The organism is Shewanella marina JCM 15074 (assembly GCF_000614975.1).
In the GTDB taxonomy this organism is placed as follows: domain Bacteria; phylum Pseudomonadota; class Gammaproteobacteria; order Enterobacterales; family Shewanellaceae; genus Shewanella; species Shewanella marina.
On record NZ_BALM01000002.1, the window covers coordinates 251,746 to 273,371 of the forward strand.

Here is a 21,626-nt window from a genome sequence, read left to right on the forward strand (position 1 = left end):
GGATTGATCATCGCAGTGTGCTGTATACACTACCAAATGTGGCAGCATCATGTTCAGATGTTGATGCAGCGGTATGGTTAATCCCTTATGCACCAACCTCAACTGGCGGTTATCAATTCCCTAAAACCCATGTTGGTCCATATGTCGGTACCGGTGAGCGTCAGTTCTATTTCACGCCAAATTATTGGACAGCTAATACTGCCGTTTATCAAGAGTTAGCTGATTACGTTCACGCTTACTATACCGACGCGGCGGCCTTTAATAATCGTAATGATTGGCTCAATGACAGTGCCAATGTTAACACCACCTGTCCGACCACAGATTTAGATTTTGGTGATGCCCCTGATACCAGTGCAGCACAAGCGTTGCAAGATTACAGCACGGCTTATCAATTCAATGGCCCACGCCATACTGGCGGCAGTGATATTTATATGGGCACTGCGCCAACGGTAGAAAGTGATGCATATGCGACATTAGCGGCCAATGGTGATGCTGATGATGGTGTAGTTAATTTACCGTTATTACCGGGGGCAACCGTACATAGCGCCACGATTACCGTCACCAATAATAGTGGTAATTCAGCCAATTTATATGCTTGGTTTGATTGGAATCAAAATGGTGATTTTGAGCTGTCGGAGAGACAAACCATCGCGGTGGCTAATGGGACGACAGATCAAGAAGTGGTATTAACATGGCCAATCACGACAACAGTAAATGAGAGTGACAGTTTTTATGCCCGCTTTAGAATTTGTGATGACACCACCAGCTGTGACACTCAATTTGGCGGCGCTGATAATGGTGAGGTTGAAGATTATTTAGTCCCCGTATTGAGTAATGTTGATTTTGGTGACGCGCCAGATACGTTCTTCACCTTACCAAGCAGTGGCGGTGCTTACCATCTACTAGGCAGTAATTTGTATTTAGGTGACCAAATACCAGACAGTGATGCGGTTATCGTGCCAAGTGAGCTGGCCAATAGCGACGATACTAATGCCAGCCCTGATGATGAAGATGCACTTAATATTGCGGTGCCAATTGATGTTAATTCAACAAGTTATCAATTGACCGTCGAAGCCACTAATTTGACTGTTAATGCCGCAACATTGTGGGCATGGATTGATTTTAATTTAGATGGCAATTTTGAGACATCAGAAGCCCAGTATGTCGATGTCAGTGCAGGAGTTAATCAAGGTCAATTTACGCTAACTTGGAATGGATTATCTGGCTTAACCCCAGGGGTGGCTTATGTCCGTCTGCGTATTAGTAGCGATAGTCTCACTGCAAGTGATTGGGGTGGAGAAGCCAGTGATGGTGAAGTAGAAGATCATCGTTTAGTCATCGGCCTGTTTGATTTAGGTGATGCACCTGATACTTATGGTACTGATAGAATTAATGCTAATGGCGAAGGTGTTGGTGCAAGTCATACCGCAGGAACGACAATTTTCTTAGGTGATGTCGCTCCAGATGATGAAGCTGATGGTTTTGTTGATGGTATTGATAATAATGGTGATGCTCGTGATGATGATTTAGCGGGTGATGATGATGAAGATGGCGTCACGATTCCTGCATTGTTACTGGCACAGCCGACCACCAATGTGTCATTGCCAGTTAAGGTCAATACCGATGTTGATGCTACTGTGTATGCGTGGTTAGACTTTAATCGAGATGGCAGTTTCGATACTACATTAGAAGCCGCTACTCCAGTTGCCATTACCAGTGCTGAAAATGGTTCCACTCAGTCGCTCGATTTCACCGTACCTAACTTTGTATTAGAGGGTGGCACTTATGTCAGGGTACGTATTTGTAGTACCGCTACCGTCTGTAGTACGCCGCATGGCGCAGCAACCGATGGTGAGGTGGAAGATTACCGAATTGAATTAAATGTCTTGTATGACTACGGTGATTTACCACAAACGGCAGGTTACCAAACTTTATTTGATAATAATGGCCCTCGTCATAGATTAGGTAATGCCAATATCTACCTTGGTAATACTATTGCAGATGAAGACAGTGATGGTTTTGGTGATGGCACTGATACTAATGGTGATGCAACCGATGATGATACTAAGGGCATCGGAGATGATGAAGACGGTCTTGATGGCGCTGAATTAGTTGCAACAGATACAGGTTATAGCTTGGCGGTTATCTGTAATGACCATGATGGCAGTACAGATTTAGGTGCCAATGTTTATGGTTGGATTGATTTTAATAATGATGGTGACTTTACTGATAGTGGTGAATTTAGCAGTACCGCTTGTAACGATACCAGTAATACTGCCGATGGTAGTGGTACATTGCAATTTAGCGGTTTTAGCAGTTCACAATATGAAATGCTCTATGCGCGTATTCGTATTACTACAGATACGATGGGTAATACTCAAGCCAATGATGATGCCAGTAATGGTGAGGTAGAAGATTACCGTCTTATTCCATTTGATTTTGGCGACGCGCCAGATACGACAGTGAGTGTGGCCGGCAATAATTATCGTACTTTAATTAATGGCGATGGTCCGCGTCATAGAGTGCGTGATGACCTCTATTTAGGCACATTGCTTACTGATAGAGATGATAACGCGCAAGATACCAGTGTTGTGGCTAAAGCAAGTGGTGATGATAACAGTAATAATAATGATGAAGATGGTGTGGTATTAGCGCCATTATCGGCAACCTCAACGAGTTATCGCATTAAAACCACCACATTCAATAATACCGGTAATCCTGCTTATTTATATGCATGGATAGATTCAGATCGTAATGGCCGCTTTGATCGCGATGAGTTCTTTAGCAATGGTAGTGCGACTGGTGGAGCATTTGAGGTGAGCTCTAGCGCCATGGCTGATGCGCAAGAGTTAGTGTGGACCAGTACTCCAAGTGGATTGGTAAACAATACAGATATCTATATTCGAGTGCGTTTAACCACCGAATTATTAACCGATACGGTGACTGGAGCAGTTGAAGATCCACGTTCATATGGTGAAGCCATTGATGGTGAAGTGGAAGATCATTATTTACGTGTGGGCAATTATGACTTAGGTGATTTACCTGATTCGTTTAAGACTAAAGCACTTGATGGTGGTCCATACCATGCACTCGTCACCACCAATTTATATATTCGCAGTAATAATATTGATAACGATACTGATGGCGTACCAACTGACACTGCAAACGGCGATGATCTTGCCAATAATGATGATGAAAATGCCGATGATTTAGCACCATTGCCTATTTTAACTTTAGCTGCCACAAATTATACGGTTGGGGTACCGCTATACAATGGTTCAGGCAGCAGCGCTAATTTATACGGTTGGCTCGATATTAACCAAGATGGTGATTTTGACGACAGTGGTGAGTTTGCTGAGCTTACTGGTTTTACTAACGGTACAAATAGCTCGACTCAAACTTCACCAACGACGCAGTTAACTTGGGGCAGTATTAGTGGCCAAGTTACAGGTAAAATGGCACTGCGTTTACGTATAACCAATGATACCTTGATGGCAGCTGATTTTGGTGGTTATGCCTTAAATGGTGAGGTTGAAGATCACTTTGTGTTAGTGGGTGACCCAGATTTTGGTGATGCACCTGATGCCACTAGTGCAACGGCCGCGAATAACTATCAGACCCAATTTATCCATTTCGGTGCGTATCAGCTATTAACATCAGATTTATACTTAGGTTATAAAGCGGCGGATGTTGATGATGGAACTTTACATGATGCAACCGCAACTGCTGATAATTTAGATAATATTGATGATGAAGGGCCGATTATTCTGCCGCCATTATTTAATGGTATTAGCAGTTATAAGATCTCCATCCCAGCCACCAATAATACCGGTGCTAATGCCACGGTTGCGGCATGGATTGACTTTAACCGTAATGGTAAGTTTGAAGACAGTGAAGGCCAGTTAGCGATTGTGCCAACGGGTGTCAGTAATATTCCGGTGGAAATTGAATGGGATGCCGTTCCTGCGGTTAGCAACAACACCACCTCATTTATCCGTTTACGTATCACAGATAGATTTGTGGCAGATATCAGTCAAATTTCATCGTTAGGCGGTGATGGCTTGGGTGAAGTTGAAGATTATGCGATTTTCTTCGGCCTGCAAGATTTAGGTGATGCACCAGTGCAATATGGGGTCGATCCACTTAATAATGGCCCACATCATATTATCTCAAATGCGGCCAACCTTTATCTGGGTAGCAGTAATATTGATGGCGATACCACGGTTCCAGCCTCAGCAGATGCATTAGGTGATGATGATGTTGGCGATGATGAAAATGGCGCTGCACAGCCATTATTATCAGTTCCTGTGGGTGGTCAAAGTTATCAGATTGACCTGAATGTGCGTAATACCACTGGTAGTGATGCTTATCTGGCCGGTTGGATTGATGCAAACCGTAACGGTAGTTTGATGAGATTGAAGGTCGAGTTGATACCATAACAACAGGTCAAAATGGTAGCTATATCTATGAGTTTGATGCTAACCAATTACGCTATTTAAGTGTCGGTAGTAGTTATATTCGCTTCCGTTTAACCACAGATCCATTAACCGCTGTTGATAGCGGTGGTTTGGCGTCAAACGGTGAGGTTGAGGATTATTTAGTTCAAATTGGTGGTGCCGATTTAGGTGATTTACCTGATACCGCCAATAGCACTTCAGCCAGTAATTACCGTACTAATTTAGCCCACTTAGGCCCATATCATAATGTGGCAGCGTTAACGACACTTTATATTGGTGATGTTGCGCCAGATGTCGATGGTGACACTACGCAATCAAGCGATGCATTATTTGATGATGATAACGGCAGTATTCCGGATGATGAAGAGGGCTTTATTGCCTCGGCATTACCTGTACTGGCTGCAAATGTGGGTTATCAAGCGAAGTTAACGCTTAATAATGCCTCAGGCAGTGATGCTTATCTCTATGCATGGATTGATTGGGATCGTGATGGTAGTTTCGAGAGCGATGAGCTAATTCAAAGTGCGCAAAGCAGTTTGGGTAGTAACATGACTATCACTGATGGCGTGATGTTACTGCCAGCATCGACGGGCAGTGATACCTACCTATTGAGTTGGAATAATGATACCGCCACCTCAAATAACTCAATCTACGGCGTACGTTTACGTTTAACCAGCCAATTACTCACCGATAACAGCGCCACGACGACAGTGGATGAACGTTCATTAGGCGCCGCTGCTGATGGTGAAGTAGAAGATTATCTATTAACTGCTAGAAATAGTGATTTTGGTGATGCCCCTGACAGTTATCAGACCTTACCAACCAGTAATGGTGCGGTGCATTATTATGTCAGTAACCTTTATTTAGGTGCTAACAATATTGATGATGACGATGTGGTACTTGCCAATGCGGATGCCAGTGGCGATGACAGTATCGGCGATGATGAAAATGGTGTGGTACAGCCTTTACCATTAATTGCCAGTGGTGCGAGTAGTTATAGTGTTGATGTCGCGGTTTATAACTATTCAGGCAGTCCTGCTACATTAATCGCATGGTTAGACTTAAATCAAGATGGTCAGTTTAGTGCGGATGAAGCCGTAGATAAACTCAATGTTAGCGCGACTGGGACACCGTTTAGCGATGCTGATTTTGCCAGTAATAACTTGCCGACCAGTAGCAATAACTTGAGTAATAAAGTGACCTTAACTTGGAACGCGATTAGCGGCTTAAGTCAGGGCAATATGGCGTTAAGGATCCGTGTTGCGAATAGTTCATTAACCATTAATGATTGGGCAGGTGAGGCCAGTGGCGGTGAAGTTGAAGATTATATGGTGTATGTCGGTAGCTTTGACTTTGGTGATGCGGCAGATGCTTCCGCAGGCGCTAATTCAACCAGTAATTACCATACTAGATTGACTGATAGTGGCCCATACCATGGTTTATCAACCAGCTTATTTATGGGCGCGGCAGCACCAGATGTTGAAGCCGATAGTTATAATTCAACTGGCGCGGCGAAAGCTGATGGTGATGATTTAGATATTAATGGTGATGATGAAGATGCGGTTACGCTAGCACCATTAGATAACAGTCCAGTACCAAGCAGTTATAGCGTTAAAGTGAATGTCACCAATACGGGTAGCACTGCTGCAACCTTGTATGGTTGGATTGATTGGGATCGTAATGGTCACTTTGATGGTGATGAAGCAACCACCTATACCGTTAATGCTGGCACTCATGGTCAGCTGGTTGAATTAACCTGGACCAGCTTTACTGGCATTACTGCCGGTGAAACGGTCGCGCGTTTCCGTTTAACTACAGATGCATTAACCAATAGTCAAACCAATATGGCAGCGGAAGATACTCGCTCAATTGGTGGTGCCAGTGATGGTGAAGTGGAAGACCACTCCATTTATATTGGTAATCAAGATTTAGGTGATGCGCCAGATAGTTATCAAACCTTGATCAATAACAACGGTCCATTCCATGGTCAAGGTAAGTACACCACGCTTTATCTAGGTAATACCTATGTCAATGAAAATGATACTGATGGTATGCCAACAGCCGATGCAAGTGGCGATGATAATACCGGTAGTGATGATGAGCAGGGTATTAATCAGCCGCTTAGCTTATTAAGTACTGCGGCGAGTAGTTATAGTGTCAATGTTAAATTCCGTAATGGTACAGGTCGTGATGCAACCGTTATTGCTTGGTTAGATAAAAACCAAAACGGTAAGTTTAGCGCTGATGAGGTGGTTGATCTGATTGATGGCAGTGCCTTTGTTGTTAACAATGTTGCTAATGGCGCTAACTTTACCACAGACACCTCTGCTAAAGCCTTTGTTTGGAATAATCTCTCAGGGTTAGCGCAAGGCAATATGGCATTAAGGGTACGTATTGCTAATCAGCCATTAACGGCTAATGATTGGGCGGGCGCCGCTATTACCGGTGAAGTCGAAGATTATATGGTCTATGTCGGAGAGTTTGACTTCGGTGATGCTGCGGATAATGCGGCTAATGCCAATTCAACCAGTAATCATAGAACTACCTTAAGCGACAATGGCCCATATCATGGCTTATCAAGCAGCTTATTTATGGGCGCAGCTACGCCAGATGCAGAAGCTGATAGTTATAACTCTACTGGCGCAGCCGCTGCAAACGGTGATGACGATGATGCCAATGGTGATGATGAAGATGGTGTCACACTGGCGCCACTCGATAATAGTCCTGTACCAAGCAGTTATACGGTTAAAGTGAATGTCACCAACAGCGGCACCAATAATGCGACTTTATATGGTTGGATTGATTGGGATCGTAATGGTCGTTTTGATGGCGATGAAGCCGCAACCGTGACGGTTGCAGCGGGCACTACTGCTCAACAAATTGAGCTGACTTGGACCAGCTTCACCAGTATTTCTGCTGGTGATACCGTCGCTCGTTTCCGTCTCACCACGGATGCATTAACTAATGCGCAAACGAATCAAACACTAGAAGATAGCCGTTCGTTTGGCGGTGCCAGCGACGGTGAGGTGGAAGATCATACTCTATATATTGGTAACCAAGATTTAGGTGATGCACCTGACAGTTATCAAACCTTAACCAGTAACAATGGCCCATTCCATGGTCAGGGCAAATATACCACGCTTTATCTGGGCAATACTTATGTCAATGAAGGTGATACCGATGGTATGCCGACAGCCGATGCCAGTGGCGATGATAATACTGGCAGTGACGATGAGCAGGGTGTTAATCAACCGCTGGCATTAACGTCAACAGCGATTACCAGCTATAGCGTTGATCTCAAATTCCGTAATAGTACGGGTAGCGATGCAACCTTAGTGGCTTGGTTAGATAAAAACCAAGATGGCCAATTCAGTAGTGACGAAGTGGTTGACCTCATTGATGGTGCCGCTTTTGCCAGCAATAACGTGCCCAATAATAGTAATTTTACTACCGATGCAACAGCAAAGACACTCACTTGGAATGGCCTAACCGGGCTAACTCAAGGGGCGATGGCGCTGCGTATTCGTATTGCTAATCAAGCATTAACTGCTAATGATTGGGCGGGAATGGCGATTACCGGTGAAGTTGAAGATTATATGGTGTTTGTTGGTGGCTATGACTTTGGTGATGCCGCTGATAATGCTGCGAATGCTAATTCGACCAGTAATTATCGCACCACACTGAGTGATGGTGGTCCATATCATGGATTATCAAGCGATCTGTTTATTGGTGCTGCGCAGCCTGATATTGAAGTTGATAGCTATAACTCAACTGGTGCAGGTAATGCTAATGGTGATGATATTGATGCCAATGGTGATGATGAAGAGGGCGTTCAGCTTTCTGCATTAGATAACTCACCGTTACCGATCAGTTATTTGGCTAAGGTGCGAGTAACTAATAATACCTCGTCTGATGCAACGCTTTATGGTTGGGTTGATAGTGATCGTAATGGTCATTTCGATGAAGATGAAGTGGCAACACAAATCATTAGTGCGAACTCTGGCGATCAATTTGTCACCTTAACGTGGCCGGCCTTTAGCTCGGTATCGGCAGGGCAAACTGTGGCCCGTTTCCGTTTAACAACTGATCCATTAATTAATAGCCAGACTAATGCCACATTAGAGGATACGCGTTCAATTGGTGGCGCCAGTGATGGTGAGGTGGAAGATCACAGTCTTTATATTGGTGATCATGACTTTGGTGACGCACCTGATAGTTATCAGACTTTAACTGCTTCACAAGGCCCAGCACATGGATTATTAAACAAAACAACCCTCTATTTAGGCACAAATAACATAGATGCTGAAGTCGATGGTCAGGTGTCAGGTGATGCAACAGGCGATGATGCTACTGGTGATGATGAGAATGCATTACCAGCAATATTGCCAATTATTAATACCAGTGCCGCAGATTATACTGTGACCATTAATTTACGAAATTCGACCACATCAGGCCAGGCTGCAACGCTAGTGGCTTGGTTAGATAGCAATCAAGATGGTAGTTTTAGTGCTGATGAAGTGGTTGATTTAATTGATTACGATGGTCTCGGTGCCAGTACATTTAGCAGTGATAATATTCCATATAACAGTGCCGATAAGTCAGTTACGCTTACTTGGAATGGCCTATCAGGGCTGACTCAAGGGGCGATGGCATTAAGATTACGTTTATCAAAAGACAGTTTAACGGCTAACGATTGGCACGGCGTTGCCAGTAATGGTGAGGTCGAAGATTATCTATTGTTAGTTGGTGCAGTCGATTACGGTGATGCGCCTGATACAGGTGTAGGCGTCGCCATCAATAATTATCGTACTAACTTTAATGATAACGGTGCCCGTCATATTACTTCTAGCACGCTATTTATGGGCGCAACCGCAACAGATGCTGAAACTGACGCCGTGTCGCCAAATATATTTGCATTAGGTGATGATAACGATACCGCGGATGATGAGAATGGTATCAGTTTCGGGCCGTTATCAACCACTCAAACTGAGTTTAATGCGACTGCAACTGTAACCAATAGCGGCAGTAATGGCGCTTATATTTATGCATGGATAGATTTTGACCGTAATGGTCGATTTGACCGTGATGAATTTATCTCTAATGGTGATAGCAATAGTGGCGGTGCATGGTGCTGGCATCAGGTCTCATGGATAGTGCAATCGCGCTGCAATGGACCAATATGCTAGGGCGTACTGTCAACTCTGATATTTATATGCGAGTGCGTATTAGTCATGATTTATTAGCTGACAGTGCGACTAGCACCAATGAAGATCCGCGCAGTTATGGTGCAGCTAGCTCTGGTGAAGTGGAAGATCACTGGATTATGGTGACCAATAGCGCTGATAAAGGTGACTTATCTGAAACTTATCAAACCCCTGACACACTAGGCGGGCCTTGGCATACATTAGATGCTGGTCAAATTGTGATTGGTGCAGTAAGTGCTGATGCCGATACCACAAGTTTGGCATCAGCCATTGCCGATGGTGATGATAGCAGTGGTTCAACTCCTGATGATGAAGATGCCAATATTGTGGCTGCAAGCATAGGTGATACCAGTTATAGCACTGTGATTACGGTTAATAATAACACCGGCGTTTATACCTACTTGAATGCTTGGGTGGATTGGGATCTCGATGGCAGTTTTGAGGCTGATGAATACTTTAATACAACAGTGACCCATGAGGATACCAGTGCAACCTTAACTTGGAGCGGCTTCTCTGCACTGGCTGCAGGCTACTATCCAATACGGATAAGACATGGTGATATTCCATTAACAGCAACAGGTTTTGTGGGTTATGGCGGTGATGGTGAGGTTGAGGACCACCTAATTGAGGTTTCAGGAACAAGTAATTATGACTTTGGTGATGCCCCAGATAGCTTTGCTACCGTCAATGCAAGTAATGGTGCAAAACACATTATTGTCAGTGGCTTACAGATTGGTTCGACATCACCTGATACTGATGCTGATGCGGTACCATCATTAGCTGCTGATAGTGATGACTTATTAAATAGTGACGATGAAGATAGCCTAAGCTTACCTGTGCTATCTCCTTCAATGCGTAACTGGAGCATTGATGTTGCCGTCACCAATACCATCGGCACTGATGCCACCTTATATGCTTGGGTGGATCATGATGTTGATGGCAAATTCCAAGCCGATGAGATGACCTCGGTTGTAGTACCTGATAGCACTAATGGTAATGTGACGCTTAATTGGACTAATTTGTCTGGTGGTACCGGTGGTGATGTTGGTGATAGTTATATTCGCTTACGTTTAACCACAGATGATTTAGATACTACCCAAGCAGATAATCCTGTAACTACGGATGTGGATGAGCGCAGTCAAGGTGAAGCAAGTAACGGTGAGATAGAAGATCATCAGCATAAAGTGACGTTCCACTTCTTACATATTACTCGAGGTGGCGGATATGCTGATAATCCAGCCAGTATTGTCAGTGTCATGGAAGCTCATTATGGTGTCGGTTACGTGACCTACGATCAGCAAACAATGACCACTGCGACCGATCTGGTATTAGATGATTTATATGATTATCAGATGGTTGACCATGAGGCTGGTTATACCGGCGCGGAAACGCTTGTAGAATCTGCTGCTGATATCCGAACCTTACTAGATTACTACCGTAATGGTGGTGTACTGATGACCAACTTTGAGGGGCATCGTACCAGTGATGGTAGTGAATTTGTTAATGCTTATTATGCGCAGCAACTAGGGTATACAAGTGCAACGGCTAATGGACCTTCAGCGTGGAATGGTGGGGCTAATTTACCTCGTTTCCACCCATCAGCAGCTGCGGGGGCGCTTGCGCAGCAAGCGACGATACAAACCACTGGTTCACTATCATCGCTAATCGGTATCGATCATCGCAGTGTGCTTTATACCTTACCGACTGTAGCTGGTTCATGTAACGATATTAACGCGGTCAATTGGTTAATCCCATGGGATCCAAGTGCAACCACTCAATATGGTTATCCAATGGGACAACAGGGTTTCTGGTATGGTACTGGCGAAACGACAGAGACCTTCTATGCTGCGCTAAATCAAACTAATGATGATCAACTTGGACAGTATATTTATGAGTATTATGAAAATAGCGCTAACTTTAATGCTCGAAACAGTTGGGTCAGTAATAGCGCTAATGTTAATACTTTATGTCCTACCGAAGAGCTAGATTTTGGTGATGCACCGGATACTAGCTCTGCACAAACTGCCAATAATTACAGTACCGCTTATCAATTTAATGGGCCGCGCCATGTGGCTGGTAGTGATGTTTATTTAGGTACCACACCTACGGTTGAAACTGATGCTTATGCCAATATAACTGCCGATGGCGATGTCGATGATGGCGTACTATTAACCGCTGCGTTCTCAGGTGTAAATAGTTATGATGTCAAGGTGTTAGTCACTAATAACGCTGGCAGTGTGGCTAATTTGGTGGCGTGGTTTGACTATAACCGCAATGGTATTTTTGAAGCCTCTGAAGGTGTTACGGCGACTGTCGCTGATGGCAGTAACAATGTAACTGTGCCGTTGAGCTTTAATTTAGCCGGTAACTTGGCTGCCAATACTAATTACTATCTGCGTTTTAGAATTTCAACCGACCCATTAACGACCGCCGATGAATTGGGTGAAGCGAGTGATGGTGAGGTCGAAGATTACCGCATTACTGTGGTTGCAGCAGGAGTGTCTGACGGTGGTGATGCACCGGATAGTTACCTGACTGCGTATCATGATGGTGGTCCATATCATACTAAGAGTACGCAAATGTACTTGGGTAGTAATGACGTTGATATTGAAGATGCTGTCGGTAGCAGTAATGCTGATGCCGATAATTTATCAGTTAATGATGACGAACAAGGATTGCAGTTGCCGCCGCTTTATGTGGGAGAAACTGAATATACCTTGCAAGCTCGTGCATATAATGTGGCAGGCAGTAATGCCAAAGTGGTGGCTTGGATAGATTGGGATCGTAATGGCACATTTGATGCCGATGAAGCGCAAATTCAAGATGGCTTACCACATAGCGGTGTTCTTAAATATGTCAGTTTAACTTGGACGGGCATCTCAGTCACTGCAGGGGATTACTTTGTTCGCGTCAGATTAATGCCAAGTGCTGATGCTATTGATGCGACAACACCTGGTGGTTATGCTTCTAACGGTGAGGTAGAGGATCATAAAATTACCGTGGCTGGAACGCCAACACCAAGCAGTGGTTGTACTAATGAGACCTTCTTTGAGCATGATTTTAGAAACTTTAATAATGATGGCTGGGTTATTGAGGGCTTAACCAGTACCGATCCTTATGTTGCTGCTTCTTCTGTTAATTATGGTTTCTATGTTATCTCTAACAGCGCTTGGGATGTGAGTTTAAGTCGTGTGATTCCAACTCAACCGGGTGAAACCGTTAAAGTTAATGTTTGGGTCGGACAATTAAGCCCTGCGGTAAATGATTACTTTGAAGTGTTCTTAGATGATCAATCATTAGGCATAGTGACTTCACCAACGATGACAGGCTCACACACTGTCCCGCAGCAAGTCTTTGTACAAGGTACCGCAACCAGCGCCAATATGACCTTGAAGCTAGTGATGCACCATGAAACCACTAGCAATAATGACTATAACGTCACGGATATAACCGTTGAGCGTTTAGGCGTGGCAGGGGTAGCTTGTAGTTATGATTATGGTGATGCGCCAGATAGCTATAGTACCTTAGAAGCCAGTGATGGTGCGCGTCACGTATTAACCGGTAGTGCAGGTTATGTCAGTAATATGATTTTGGGTATCGAGCGTGATAGTGAAACCGATGGTCAGCCCAATACTGCCGCAGATGGTGATGATACTAATGGTACCGTCGATGATGAGGATATTATTGTGCCAGCGAGTATGGTTGCTGGTAACAGTACTGATATTGATTATGTGATTGCTGGCACCGCGGGTTATCTAAATGTGTGGGTAGATGCAGATTTAGACGATCAATTTAGCACCGCCAGTGAGCATATTATCAATGACCAAGCGGTTGCGATTGGGGCTAATGTGTTGCCAACTGCGATCCCTTATCTTGGCAGTACTGGTACAAGTTATCTACGTATTAGGGTCTGTGAAGGTGAAAATGAGTGTAATACTCCTGTAGGGTTTGCAGGCAGCGGTGAAATTGAGGATCACGCCTTTACATTAACTGCCCCAAGTATTGATTTTGGTGATGCACCCGATACCAGCGTTGGCGTGGCTAATGGTAATTATCGTACCCTTTATAATGTTGATGCCAGCGATAGTGGCCCATTCCATACTCTTGATAGTAATCTCTATTTAGGGATTAATGCGGCTGATAGTGAAGCCGATGCCGATCAAAACATCAGTGCCAAAGGCGATGATATGAACGCCATTGTTGATGATGAAGATGGCTTACTGATTGCGCCATTAGTGTCTGGTAGCAGTAGTTATAGTATGACTACGGTAGTGACCAATAATACCGGCAGTGATGCATATCTATATGCTTGGATTGATTGGGACAATAATGGCCGATTTGATAAAGATGAAGCCTTAGATGGTTCGGTGATCACTATCAGCAATGGTAATAATCAGCAGCCACAAGTGATCACTTGGTCAAGTTTACCAAGCTTAACTGATGGTAATCAGTATTATATCAGAGCTCGCTTAACCACAGATTTATTGAGTGATAGCGCAACAGGCACAGATGAAGACCCACGTTCATTTGGTGGTGCAAGTAACGGTGAAGTCGAAGATTACCGTGTTACTGTGGGTAGCCCTGACTTTGGTGATGATCCTGATAGCTTTATGACACTATTTGGCAGTGGTGGTGCTTACCATCCAGTCACAACCGATCTCTATTTAGGTGATGTTTATGCTGACAGTGAAACCGATGCGGTGCCAGATCCATTAGCCTTAACCGATGATAATAATGCCAGTCCAGATGATGAGGACAGTATTAATGCCATCGCACCCATTAATATCACGAGTAGTAGTTATAACTTGACGGTTGAGGCTAATAACAATAGCGGTAGTAGTGCGAACTTAGCCATATGGATTGATTTCAACTTAGATAATGTATTTGAAGCTTCTGAAGGTCTGTTAACTACGGTGCCAAATGGTACTGATGAAGGCCAGTTTGAGTTTACGTGGACCGGCTTAAGTGGCTTAACCTCAGGTGTTGCCTATGCAAGGGTACGTATCACAACGGATCCACTCAGCTTGAGTGATTGGCATGCGCTGCCAGTGATGGTGAGGTTGAGGATTTCCAATTAGTCATGGGCGTGTTTGACTTAGGTGATGCGCCAGAAACCTATGGTACAGATAGAGTCGATGCCAATGGTGAAGGTGTAGGGCCAATGCACAGTATTAGTAGCACTGTTTATTTAGGTACTAATGCAACAGATGCCGAAGCCAATGGTTTTGTTGATGGTATCGATAATAATGGCGAAGCCACTGATGATGATTTAGCCGGAAATGATGATGAAGATAGTGTCACCATTCCTGCGCAAATTAGCGCTCAACCAACCAAGACAGTCTCTTTACCTGTATTAGTTAATACCGATGTTGATGCCAAGGTTTATGCATGGTTAGACTTTAACCGAGATGGTATTTTTGAGACCGCTACTGAGGCGGCAAATATTATTACACTCACCAGTACTGATAATAACACCAGTAAGTCTATTGACTTTGTGGTGCCAAATGATGTGGTTGAAGGCGGCAGTTATTTAAGAGTTCGAATATGTAGTGATAGCACCAGCTGTGATACGCCACATGGATTAGCCGATGATGGTGAAGTGGAAGATCATCGCGTCGAACTCGTGGTGTTATATGATTATGGTGATGCGCCTGAAGCCAAAGGTTACCAAACCACTTTTGTTAATAATGGTCCTCGTCATAAGCTTGGTAATGGTTATATCAGTCTCGGTACTGAGCTGGGGGATGAAGACAGTGATGGTTTCTCCGATGGTACGGATGATAACGGCAATGCCACCGATGATGATGATACCGGTACAACCGATGATGAAGATGCGGTTGATATTCTAGATTATACCTATCTACGTAGTTCGGGTGATTTAAGCTTTACCATGGCCTGTAATGATCACGATGGCAGCAGCGATTTAGGGGCAACTGTCTATGGTTGGGTTGACTTTAATTTAGACGGTGATTTTACCGATAGCGGTGAATTTATCAGCGACGCTTGTGATGATACCTCGGATAGTGCCGATGGTACGGTGACTTTAGCCTTTACTGGTTATGATTTACCAGCACTTGGCAATACCATCTTACGTTTGCGTATTACTACCGATGTACTACTGCAAACCGATGTTAACCTTGATGCCAGTAATGGTGAAATTGAAGACCATCAATTTAAGATTGATATTCCGCGCTGTGATATTACTGGACTTGATGGTGCAACGAGTTATACACCGTTGCAATCAGTGCAAATTAATGGCTCACCATTGACGATTGATCATATTGGTTATGGTGGTAATGGTGTTGCAAAAGAGGGTAGTAGACAATCTTTTGAGTGGACTAACAATAGTACATATGGTTGTGGTGGTACTTCACCGTATATGGTGTTACACGATAGTGATAAGAGCACCAGTAGCCAAAATGCAACTTGTGGCGCCAATAGTTTTAAAGATGTATTAATGTCAGCGGTAACCGGTACAGGTATCGAGGGCGATCCATATACGATATGGGGTTCTCGTTATTGGGATAAAGACAATAACAATATTTATGATGGTGATGATATTAAGGTCGTGACTAAGGTGACTTACGTTAATGATGATCTGTTCTTTGACCAAGAATATTGTTTAGAGTCTGCCGAGGGCAGTAATACTAAACCAATCTCATTAGCCCAAGGTTTTGATACTTTCCTTAATGGTGGTGATGCCGGTGGTGCCTTTAGTGTGCCATACAACCCAGCAACTTATAAACCTACAGGCACCACTCCGCCTTATGATTTAGTTGGTGTAGTGAAAAACTATGGTGTTGATGAGCAGTTTATGGGTTACGTTAAATTAGATACTCCGTGGGAATATTATTATTCAGGTAGCTATGGCGCTATGCTGGGAGCGAATAATCTTAATGGCGGTGATTTTAATTTAGATAACACTTTAGATGAGAACGTCGGTGTTGATAATGGTATGGGCGTGCAATGGTCATTAGGTGTTATTAATGAGCCTTCGACTCATAGTGTGCGTTTATTATTTGCAACCTTAGGTGAGGCGCCGCTTTATGTTTATCCACATGATTTAGGCGATGCACCAGATACTGGCGCTGGAACGGGGCAAGGCAATTATCAAACGCTTGCTAGTGATAATGGCGCAGGACACCGCATTTTAGATGTGGATGAAGACGGTGAAGCTGATATTTTCCTTGGTACACTGTGGGATCGTGATTACGGTAGGCTTCAAGATGCAAGTGCCTTAGCTGATGATAACGATACCAGTGATGATGAAGATGGCGTGACGGTACCGAGTGTCATTGGTACCGGCGGCGGTGAATCGATAGTGGTTAATGTCGGTAAAGATCCTGATGCGACTTTAGCTGCAATTCATGTGTATGCGTGGATAGATTGGAATCGAGATGGTGATTGGTTAGATGCTGATGAGCAAATTATCTCAGATAGCAGTGCCACTATTGGTAATAATAATTACACGATTCCTGCACCAACTGCGACGGTGAATGGATTCAGCTATTTACGTGTTCGTGTTTGTCCTGATATGAGTTGTGATTCGCCAACCGGGATAACAGAGAGTGGTGGTGAAGTTGAAGATTATCAAGTGCTCTTGTCAGATCTTAATCTCGACGCGACTTGTGACGCTTTCTTACAAACCAAATCTATTGATGGCGTTAATTTTGACTATGTCAGCCTAAATCCAAATGTATCACCATTTACGATGGCTAATATTCAAACTGGTTTAGTCTATAGCAATCTCAATGCGTTAGCCTTTAGTCGTCAAACCGGTATTGTTTATTCAACTTATCGCAATGCGAGTGACAATATTGAAATCATCATTACCGATAAAACCGGTTCTAGCTTTATCTCATTGGGCGAAATAACAGCGGACAGTGGTGCACCTTATATCATTAATAAGATTGATGGTGGCAGTAGTAAAACCTTTGTGGAAGGAGATGTTTTTGACTTATCGTCAGGCTTTGGCGCACCTAATATCGGTACCTTATCGCAAGATGGAAGTTACTACTATATTGCGCGAACTCAATGGGATAAGGCGATTATTATTGATTTAGCCGATAGAAGCTTTAGCGTGAAAGCTTTGCCTGCCGAGTTAATTGATACGCCTAATAATGCCACCGCATTTGGTGCTGATTGGGCAGTATCTCAGCTTAATGGTCATATTTATGCGGTTGATTTAACGGGTGACCGTAACGCCGGAACGCCTAAGTTATTTGATTATGATATTGCAACCAACACGGTCACGAGTATTGATTTAGATTATGGTACGCGTCTCAAACCAACAATGGGGGGAGGTGCATCAATTACCGATGATGGTGTTAATTATTACATTCTTAATAATGGCGGAGATCATGATACCAATGCTAATGGCGTGCATGACTTAATTGGTAAAGTCGCTATGTATCGAGTCAATATGGTGACTGGTAGTGTTGATTATCTTGGTGAAGGCTCGGATAGTAGTTTCGTTAAGAATGATGGTGCGGGGTGTTTAGTCACCATTGACCGCGGTGATGCTGATTCAAGTTATGGCACAGTGAGTCATGGTTATGTAGATATAGCAATTGATGGCGTTGCTGATTTACGTCTTGGCGCGACTTGGGATGCTGATATTGCAGAGCATCATACACTTGATGCCTTAGGCGATGACGAAACCGGTATAGATGATGAGGATGGTGTAAACATGCCTGCATCTATCACTGTATCGACCACAACTAATATTGCCGTAGAAGTGCCAAGTGCTGACGGTTATCTCAGTATCTTCGTTGACTTAAATGGTGATGGTGACTTTGCCGATAGTGGTGAAACAGTCGTTGATGACCTGATTATTACGGCAACTAACACTAATGTGCCATTACTATTAGATGCCGGTTTAACCAATGGTTACAACGGTAATACTATTGCTCGCTTTAGATTATGTAGCTCGACAGGCGCTTGTAATACACCAAATGGGGCAGCCAATGACGGTGAAGTTGAAGATTATCAGTTTAATTTACTCAACAAGATTGTACTGAATGGTCATGTATTTGAAGATAACGGTACTGCAAGCGGTATTGCCCACAATGGTCTGCGGGACGGAAGTGAATTAGGTATCGCCAACTTTATGGTGGAAGCGATTTACCAAGGAACGGGGATTACTGGCTTTGTCACTGGGCAAGAGATTACTGCGGATGTCACGTCTGCTGATGGCAGTTATACCCTAGTGTTACCAGTGAGTCTTGCCGGTGAGCCAATTCTTGTACAAGTGATTAGCCAATCTAAATGGATTGATATTAGTGAGTCATATCCAACCGGGCTAACACAAGTCAGCAATAGCGCATTAACGGATAGCAAGATGTTAGTGACGCCAAATGCGGGGGATTTCTTAATCGACCTTGATTTTGGTAAAGTGACAACACCAACACTTGAGTCTGATAACTTCACTGAAGTAGAACCCGGTACACCAGTGCTGTTTAGTCATAAATTTGCAGTTAATACCAGTGGTGATGTTGACTTTACCCTTGAGAATATTGAGCAATCACCAACGACGACGAGTTGGTCGACCATGCTAATTCATGATGCTAATTGTGATGGTGATTGGGAAGCTGGGGTTGAAACGCTTGTGATAAATCCTGTTACCGTTAATGCTGATACACAAAGTGAAGTGTGCTTACTGATTAAAGTGCTTTCTGATGTGAGTGCGCCGATTAACGCCAGCTATCAATATCAATTACAAGCCGATATGACTTACGATAATAGTGCTGGCACTAACCACGGTATTACTAAGCAAGTCACCGATACCGATGGTGTGAGAATTACCTTTAAAGGAGCGGGTGGCTTAGAGCTTGAGAAGTCTGTCCAAAATATTACTCAAGTGGGACCCGTTAGCCGAAGCAATAGTGCGCAACCGGGTGATATTTTGGAATATACCGTAACCTTCACCAATACTGGTTCAGGTGCTATCAGTGAGGTTGAAATATTTGATACTGTGCCTGAATTTACGATTCTAGCGGCAGAGGTATTATGTAGCGATGCGATAGTACCAGCGGCAATGGCTTGTACTGTACTAACGCCTGATGGCGCTAATGCCACGGGGTATCAAGGTTCTATCAGCTGGCAGTTAAGCGGCTTCCTACAACCTAATGCCGTGGGTGAAGTGAAGTATCGAGTGCAAGTGAAATAAGTTTAAACCATAAAAAAACGCCTAAATGATTAGGCGTTTTTTATTGACATGCTATTTATTTTTGCACAAGGTAAATTTAAGGCTGTCTATCAGCGTGAGAGATAAAGTCTCGCTCAGTTTTACCCGTGTACAATTGACGTGGGCGACCAATCTTATGACCAGGCTGATCTAACATCTCTTTCCAGTGAGCAATCCAACCAACGGTACGAGATAGGGCAAAAATCACAGTGAACATACTGGTAGGAATACCAATTGCTTTCATGATTAAGCCTGAATAGAAATCAACGTTCGGGTAGAGCTTCTTCGAGACAAAGTATTCATCTTCAAGTGCAATACGTTCAAGTTCCATTGCTACATCAAGCAATGGGTCGTTGACTTTGAGCTCATCAAGTACTTCATGGCACGTTTCGCGCATCACTTTAGCACGTGGATCAAAGTTTTTATAAACTCGGTGACCAAAGCCCATTAAGCGGAACGGATCATCTTTGTCTTTAGCCCGTTCAATAAATTCAGGAATACGGTCAACTGTACCGATCTCTTCAAGCATATTTAAACAAGCTTCGTTAGCGCCGCCATGGGCTGGGCCCCAAAGTGATGCAATACCTGCAGCAATACAGGCAAATGGATTCGCACCTGAAGAACCCGCTAAACGAACGGTAGAAGTTGACGCGTTCTGTTCGTGATCCGCATGTAGAATGAAAATTCTATCCATCGCTTTTTCAACAATAGGATTAACTTTATATTCTTCACTTGGCACTGAGAACATCATATGCAGGAAATTCCCCGCATAACTTAGACTATTTTGTGGATAAACAAAAGGTTGACCAATTGAATATTTATAACACATTGCCGCAATTGTTGGCATTTTCGAAATCAGTCTAAATGCCGCAATACGGCGATGTTGCTTGTCATGTACATCTAATGAATCTTGATAGAAAGCTGATAGCGCACCCGTCACACCACATAACATTGACATTGGATGTGCGTCACGGCGGAAGCCTCTAAAGAAGTGAACTAATTGCTCATGTACCATGGTGTGATTTTTTACCGTTGCCACAAACTCTTTGTACTGAGTTTTGGTAGGTAATTCACCATAGATAAGCAAAAAGCATAGATCTAAATAATCCGATTCTGTTGCAAGTTGTTCAATAGGATAGCCTCTGTGTAGCAGAATGCCTTTACCACCATCGATAAAGGTAATTGCTGATTCACAAGACGCTGTCGCAAGAAATCCTGGATCGTAAGTAAAATGTCCAGTGCTACCCAGTTTACTGATGTCGATAACATCTTGTCCTAAACTGCCCTGTTTAACTGGTAGCTCAATAGAGTCGTTGCCTGGTAATTCCAATTTGGCTTTCATGTCAGCCATACCCCGGTCTCCTTAACTTTATAATGATGTTATACGCCGTCGTCCATGTTTATATTGTTATAGCTTGAGTGTGGCATATTTAACAATCATAACTTTACATTGGATCTCGATCACATTTCAATTTAAATGAGTGTTTAAATTTGTTAACGCAAAGATATACAAGTGATGCGGTTCGATGTCAATACTAGTCAAAAAGGTTAAATTTATGAAAATCGTTAAGATCACATAATTGGGTGTTTGTATTTGACATATTGCATGAGTATACTAGCGAATGTTAACGGTATGATAAAATACTGCTGCAAACTATCATCTTTTAGGTGTATATAAAGAAAAGATATAAGTAATTGTAGTAGGGCGATTATTTCATACGGTGACGGTTGTCTTTAGGGGGATTACAGGAACAATTTCTGACCCTAAAAAGGTATACA

General features: G+C 43.4%; 5 protein-coding genes. 4 read left to right on the forward strand and 1 reads right to left on the reverse strand.

Annotation, left to right across the window (positions count from 1 at the left end):
- The first annotated feature begins 17 nt into the window (after positions 1-17).
- The 4 genes from JCM15074_RS02960 to JCM15074_RS23405 all read left to right on the forward strand — a co-directional run bounded on the left by JCM15074_RS02960 (position 18) and on the right by JCM15074_RS23405 (position 19,829).
- Positions 18-4,439, forward strand: a complete 4,422-nt coding sequence (locus JCM15074_RS02960) for a GEVED domain-containing protein (RefSeq protein WP_148300720.1) — start codon at positions 18-20, stop codon at positions 4,437-4,439.
- Between the two features lie 128 nt (positions 4,440-4,567).
- Positions 4,568-9,643, forward strand: coding sequence for a GEVED domain-containing protein (locus tag JCM15074_RS02965; protein WP_025819824.1), 5,076 nt, complete (start codon positions 4,568-4,570; stop codon positions 9,641-9,643).
- Entirely contained in the window at positions 9,583-14,739 is a 5,157-nt protein-coding gene (locus JCM15074_RS02970) for a GEVED domain-containing protein (protein WP_148300721.1), read from the forward strand. The genes JCM15074_RS02965 and JCM15074_RS02970 overlap by 61 nt, the downstream gene beginning before the upstream one ends.
- Positions 14,694-19,829: a GEVED domain-containing protein gene (locus JCM15074_RS23405; protein WP_148300722.1), complete on the forward strand. Its 5,136-nt coding sequence runs from the start codon at positions 14,694-14,696 to the stop codon at positions 19,827-19,829. Before JCM15074_RS02970 ends, JCM15074_RS23405 begins: the two co-directional genes overlap by 46 nt.
- A 76-nt stretch (positions 19,830-19,905) precedes the next feature.
- On the opposite strand, the gene JCM15074_RS02980 is transcribed toward JCM15074_RS23405, so the two are convergent.
- Positions 19,906-21,198: a citrate synthase gene (locus JCM15074_RS02980; protein ID WP_025819828.1), complete on the reverse strand. Its 1,293-nt coding sequence runs from the start codon at positions 21,196-21,198 to the stop codon at positions 19,906-19,908.
- Positions 21,199-21,626: the final 428 nt, after the last annotated feature.

Excerpts from the sequence above, each read along its gene's own strand:
- JCM15074_RS02970 (WP_148300721.1), top strand. The coding sequence starts at position 9,583 with ATGGTGCTGGCATCAGGTCTCATGGATAGTGCAATCGCGCTGCAATGG.
- JCM15074_RS02980 (WP_025819828.1), bottom strand. The coding sequence starts at position 21,198 with ATGGCTGACATGAAAGCCAAATTGGAATTACCAGGCAACGACTCTATT.